This is a genomic window from Bacillus sp. SG-1 (genome assembly GCF_000181495.1).
Taxonomy (GTDB): domain Bacteria; phylum Bacillota; class Bacilli; order Bacillales; family Bacillaceae_B; genus Rossellomorea.
This window is the reverse complement of sequence record NZ_ABCF01000116.1, coordinates 1-5,811: the sequence shown is the minus strand read 5'-3', so window position 1 is coordinate 5,811 and position 5,811 is coordinate 1. Positions and strand designations below refer to the sequence as shown.

The 5,811-nt window shown below is 46.1% G+C and carries 7 protein-coding genes and 1 pseudogene; 2 read left to right on the top strand and 6 right to left on the bottom strand.

What is annotated here, in order from left to right:
* Nucleotides 1–227 (bottom strand): annotated as a pseudogene (locus BSG1_RS18710) (proline dehydrogenase); the annotation flags it as partial.
* A 272-nt stretch (nt 228–499) separates the two neighbouring features.
* On the opposite strand from BSG1_RS18710, the gene BSG1_RS18705 reads away from it, so the two are divergent.
* The gene (locus BSG1_RS18705) at nt 500–766 is read left to right on the top strand and encodes a hypothetical protein (RefSeq protein WP_006838799.1); all 267 of its coding nucleotides are present in this window, start codon (nt 500–502) and stop codon (nt 764–766) included.
* A gap of 17 nt (nt 767–783) precedes the next feature.
* Nucleotides 784–1,122, top strand: a complete 339-nt coding sequence (locus BSG1_RS18700) for a spore coat protein (protein ID WP_006838798.1) — start codon at nt 784–786, stop codon at nt 1,120–1,122.
* Between the two features lie 903 nt (nt 1,123–2,025).
* Here the strand turns inward: BSG1_RS18700 and BSG1_RS18695 are convergent.
* The 5 genes from BSG1_RS18695 to BSG1_RS18675 form a co-directional block, all read right to left on the bottom strand.
* Complete coding sequence (locus tag BSG1_RS18695) at nt 2,026–2,274, bottom strand: YusU family protein (RefSeq protein ID WP_006838797.1); 249 nt, start codon at nt 2,272–2,274, stop codon at nt 2,026–2,028.
* The gene (gene fhuF, locus BSG1_RS18690; RefSeq protein ID WP_006838796.1) at nt 2,271–3,059 is read right to left on the bottom strand and encodes a siderophore-iron reductase FhuF; all 789 of its coding nucleotides are present in this window, start codon (nt 3,057–3,059) and stop codon (nt 2,271–2,273) included. Before fhuF ends, BSG1_RS18695 begins: the two co-directional genes overlap by 4 nt.
* Nucleotides 3,056–3,874 (bottom strand): ABC transporter ATP-binding protein, encoded by an 819-nt coding sequence (locus BSG1_RS18685; protein ID WP_006838795.1) that lies wholly within the window; start codon nt 3,872–3,874, stop codon nt 3,056–3,058. Before BSG1_RS18685 ends, fhuF begins: the two co-directional genes overlap by 4 nt.
* Nucleotides 3,875–3,944: 70 nt before the next feature.
* Nucleotides 3,945–5,000 (bottom strand): FecCD family ABC transporter permease, encoded by a 1,056-nt coding sequence (locus BSG1_RS18680; protein WP_006838794.1) that lies wholly within the window; start codon nt 4,998–5,000, stop codon nt 3,945–3,947.
* 3 nt (nt 5,001–5,003) lie between these two features.
* On the bottom strand, nt 5,004–5,811 hold an 808-nt coding region (locus tag BSG1_RS18675), incomplete at its 5' end, for a FecCD family ABC transporter permease (RefSeq protein ID WP_006838793.1).

The following is a 5,811-nucleotide window of genomic DNA, read 5'->3' as shown; positions in this document are numbered from 1 at the left end:
GCCATCTCGTTCGCTTCTGCTTCGTTATCGATAAACTCGCCAAGGTAGTCGATTGTAACTGATAATCCCTGATTGTTCAGACCCTTGATTGCTTCAACAGCGAGGTCAATGGATTCACCAGCGACAAATCGGGCAGCACCAAAGCGCAGACCATATTTCTTCGCTACCTTCGTTAATGGCTTATTCTTTGATAAGAATAAAAAGAAGTTACGCATTACTTGTTCCATGTCATTTACCCCCTGTAACATTTGCTTCACTATGAAAGCGGTTTCTTTTGAGATAGTCTGGATGCCCGCAATCAAGTGGCTGAGGTCGTCAACTAGGACTAATTGCCCCTTAAATCGGTTCCATATTTATAAATTTATATTATCACCTTTATCCGTTTTTGAATATAGTTCAAACATTGAAAAGAAAAAATTTTATCGCAATTTGTCAATCGATGTATATGTGATTCTGTAAGAGGAACAATAACTTTGCAAAAATAAAGGAGGGAACACGTATGCAACAACAGCCAGGCAATCAGCAGCAGGGCGCAATGCAGCAGCCCCCGCAGGTTCTAACGACCAAAGATTCCTTATACTTAAATGATATGCTTTCATGGAACTTATTGGCAATGAAAAAAGCCCATTTTGCGGCCAGCCATTGTCAAGATCAAGAGTTGAAGGCGGAACTCGATAAATGCGGCCAGATGCACCAGCGCCATTATGAACAAATTTTATCCCATTTGAATCAAGGCAGCTCAGGTCAAGCTCCGACAACAATGTAGAAAGGAAGTGGGCAAAAATGGATCAAAACCAACCTAAGAAAATCCAGAACCCTCAAACACAGGTACCGGAAACTCCTCAAATGAATGACCGGGATTTGGTAAATGATATGCTAAGCATGGAAAAATATATGACCGACTCTTACTGCACGGCGTTGAACGAAGCGAGCCATGACGCGTTGTATAATGACCTGTTGACAATTTTCAATGAAACACAAAACGCCCAGCGCAGCCTCTACAACAGCATGTTCAAAAAAGGATGGTACAAACTCGAACAGGCAGATGCGCAAAAGCTTCAACAGTCTTATCAGGAGCACCAGCAGTATTCTTCACAGTTTCCATATAATAATGTGCATTGATTGATCGGTGAGCCCCCATTATGAGGGGCTTTTTTTCTGTTTTCGCTGGTTTGTGATGTGGGTTAGTTTTTGTGATTTGAGTGCTTAGTCGGCGGCATGTTCGAAAACATTGGAATGAACTTTAAAATAATGATGTGAGTAGTATGGTTTATTTAAAAAATCAGTCACTCCTGCTGCTAAACCACTCCGATTTTTCCCTAACATGGATTCCACCATGTCTAAGTGCTCCCCTACCGATTCCTCCCTTACATGGATTCCACCACGTCTAAGTGCTCTTTTGATCCTACCGATTCTTCCCTTACATGGATTCGGCCATGTCTAAGTGCTCTTTTGACCCTACCGATTCTTCTCTTACCTGGATTCGACCATGTCTAAGTGCTCTTTTGACCCTACCGATTCTTCTCTTACCTGGATTCGACCATGTCTAAGTGCTCTTTTGATCCTACCGATTCCTCCCTTACATGGATTCGGCCATGTCTAAGTGCTCTTTTGACCCTACCGATTCTTCTCTTACCTGGATTCGACCATGTCTAAGTGCTCTTTTGACCCTACCGATTCTTCTCTTACCTGGATTCGACCATGTCTAAGTGCTCTTTTAACCCTACCGATTCCTCTCTTACCTGGATTCGACCATGTCTAAGTGCTCTTTTGACCCTACCGATTCTTTCCTTACATGGATTCCACCAGGTCTAAGTTCAGCCTAGAGACTACTTCGTTAAACACCAATTGTTAATAGAAATGGATAAAGAAGTTGTTGATAGAAACCCTATAGAAGTTATTAATAACCACCATAAGTTGTTAATTGCACGACAGAACTTGTTAATAGAACTAAAAAAACACGCAGCAGCCTCCCCACAAACAGCACATAAAAACAACCGGCTGATTCTACTCAGCCAGCCGTTCTCACTTATCCTTATTCGCTCTATGTTCCTCATTAAGCTCTTTGATTTCGGAGATGATTTTCTTGATCTCTTCTTTAGCTTCCGGGAATTCAGAATTCCAATGTTTGGCCAGGGGCGGCATGGATTTGGCCACATGCGAGTAGATCACCCATTTTGTTACTTTTTCTTTCAATTCAGGAGACGTTTCACCCAATAGCAGTTCAGTATATTTATCGATCAGTGTGTCGAATTGTTCGTCAAAGTCCGTCATTGCCTCACTCCTTTTTGGGGTTTCACGTTACAGGTTTGCGGGCAGGTTTTACATCTGCTTCCTTCCCCGTCGTTCAGTTTATACGAGAAACAGCAAGTCTTTCTAATCCTCAGCTCACTGGCCTGCTCTGCGACATATTGTTTTGGGGTATAGTACCTTGCCAGAGGATTCCGGTGATAGGAGCCGAACAAGCCGGCATTGGCATCATCCAGGAGCCACTCGAAATCCTCTCTCATTCTCTCGCGGGCATGCTGAAGATCTTCCTGTTCGATCAGCCCTTCATAAACCCAGAACATATATACCGCAACATTCTCCCAAGTAATCAAATTGGAGAGCTTCGAAACTTTTTTGACCGCTTCAATAAGCGGAAAGAGATGATTGCGGAACACTTCCCGCGCCACTTCTTCCCTGGCTTTTTCCCGGTCTTCAGAAACGGCCTGTGCCGCTTGATCTTCAAGATAAAAGCCTGGCAGCCACAGGCCGTTTTTTTCTCCATCCACAAGAAAAACATTCTCCGGAGCAACATTCAATTTTTTATTAAAAACAGAGAAGCTGAATAGGGAAATGACCGCTATAAATGCATAGCGCTTGATCAGCATGGACGATAAAGCCTTTTTATCATTGCTCCCTATTTTACCGGAGTAGTCCCGCAGGAACGTGCCCAGCCCCTGAGGATTGATCAGCTGCTTGGCGGAAGTTAGTTCCCCCTCTTCCGGCCGCTCTGTTAGAAACCTGAATGACCCAAGTCTTTTGATTTCCTCTTCAGACAACAATACCGGGTTCATGTGATCTCAGCTACTTCTTTGATGATGCATCTGCCTCTGCCATATGGAATGCAAAGCGGTGTCCCGAACAACGGGTCGCTCGTTACCTGACAGTCCATATCAAATACATTTTTCACAAGATTGCAGCTGATCACTTCCTCAGGCTTTCCTTGTGCAAAAATCTTTTGGTCACGGATGGCCACAATATTATGGGCATAGCGGCATGCGAGATTTAAATCATGAAGCACCATGATGATCGTCCGCTCTTCTTTTTCATTCAGTTCAAATAATAAGTCGAGAATTTCAATTTGATGAGTCATATCAAGATAGGTTGTAGGCTCATCAAGGAGGATGATGTCCGTGTCCTGCGCCAATGTCAGGGCAATCCAGGCTCTCTGGCGCTGTCCGCCTGAGAGTTCATCCACTCTTCTATGTTGAAACTCCTCCATTTTGGTTTCTTGAAGCGCTTTGGTCACGATCTCCTCATCTTTCTGGGACCATTGCTTCAGCCAGGACTGATGAGGATATCTTCCTTGTTTCACCAGCTGCAGCACCGTCAAGCCCTCTGGTGCAGTCGGCGACTGTGGGAGGATTGCCAGCCTTTTGGCTACATCCTTCGTGGACAGCTTTGCGATCGCATTCCCATCAATCAGGACTGATCCGGTTTGCGGCTTGAGCAATCTCGCAAGTGACCGAAGAAGTGTTGACTTCCCACAGCCATTACCGCCTATAAAAACAGTGATTTCCCCTCTTGGGATCTCCAGGTCAAGCTCATCTATAATAATTCTGTCTCCATAACTTAATGTAAGGGATTCGGTTTGCAGAGATTGTGTCATCCTCGGGTCATCTCCTTTTGTTTGAACTGCTGAATCTTTCATTTATTTATAGTACTTTTTCATAAAATTTCTAAGCATTATTTGTCTTAAATAGTAAATAGATGAAATACGGGGCACCGATTGCAGCGGTGAACACCCCAGCCGGCACTTCCAATGGCAAGAACATTGTCCGGCCGATCAAATCGGCCACCATGACGAGCGTTCCGCCAAGCAATGCCGCAACCGGCAGCAATGCACCGAAGGATGAGCCGACAAGACGGCGGGCCATGTGAGGCGCCATCAGGCCGACAAAGCCGATCCCTCCCGCGAAAGCAACCGCGCCTCCGACTAAACCAGTTGCCAGAGTCAGCAAAATAATCCGCTGTCTTTGTATATGGCTGCCCACTCCGGTTGCTATTTCTTCACCAAGTTCTTGAATATTGACGTTCCTTGCCAGAACAAAGGCAATCGTAATCAGAATCAGTGTCCATGGCAATAGAATATAAACATCTGTCCAATTCGAGGCATTGACCGTACCGGTGATCCAGATATTCGCCTGGCTGGCCCTGAAAATCGGTCCCAAAATCATCAGCATTGTAATGATAGCCTGCATGAGGGCAGAAACCCCGATCCCGATCAGAACCAGACGGACCGGGGACACTCCGTTTTTCCAGGCAAGAAAATACACTAAAAACGCTACAATAGCCGCACCAGCAAAGGCTGCAAGCGGAAGCCATTGAATGCTCACCGTCAGGGCATTATTTTCATCACTGAAAAAAGCGAGAAACCCTACTACTGCAGCCCCGGCACCGCCTGTTATCCCGATGATATCCGGGGATGCCAGCGGATTTCGCACCATTCCCTGCAGCAGGGCCCCGGCAATGGCGAGCGACATGCCCGCGAGTAAGGCGATGATGATTCTCGGCAGCCTGAAAGATTTCACCACAAGCTGTTCGAGCTCTTCCCCTCCGCCAAAGAACACGGCCAGCACAGTCCAGGGCTTGATGTTCATATCGCCGAGACCGGTACTTAATATAAAAATGAGGGCAGTAACCGCCAATAATATAAGAATTTTCTTAACTGCTGACATGTCCAGCAAAAATGAGAAATTTTCTTTAAAAAAACGTTTGGCAATATATCGTTTCATAGGCTAAAACCCCTTTCGTGCAATGTAGATGAAAAAGGGGGTACCTATTACGGCCGTCATGACACCAACAGGAACTTCCTGCGGCATAATGATATATCTGGCCCCGATATCAGCGGTCAGAAGCAGGACTCCACCTGTCAAACCGGCAAAAGGCAGCAGCCATCGGTGATCGACGCCAATCAACCTTCTGGCGATATGGGGTACAACGATGCCAACAAAACCAATCGGTCCTGCCACAGCTACTGATCCTCCCGCCAGAAGCACAACGATAATCAGCGAAACGAGTTTTATCAGCCCTGTTTTCAATCCCAGGCCTCTGGCGACATCTTCGCCCATGGCCAAAACATTTAATTTATTTCCAATAAGAAGGGCCAGAATCCAGCCCGCAAGAAGGTATGGAAAAACCCCATAAAGGATGTCCAAGCTTCTCCCCTGGACAGATCCGGCAAGCCAAAACAGAACCTGCTCCAATGCAGCTTCATTCAAGACGAGAAACCCTTGGGTAAAGGATGAAAACAATGCCGTAATCGCAGCTCCTGCCAAAGTGAGTTTCATCGGAGTCAACCCTTCTCTCCCTGCCGATCCAATGATATAGACCGCTACCGCTGCCATCGCGGCCCCCAGAAATGACAACCATGTAAAGCTCTGCAGGTTGGACACGTTAAAGAGGGTGACTGCGATTACCACCATGAAGCCAGCTCCGGCATTAATACCGAATATACCCGGCGATGCCAATGGATTCTTTGTCAAGGTCTGCATCAATACACCTGCTATGGCCAGTGATGCCCCAACTGCAGCAGCAATGAGGGCT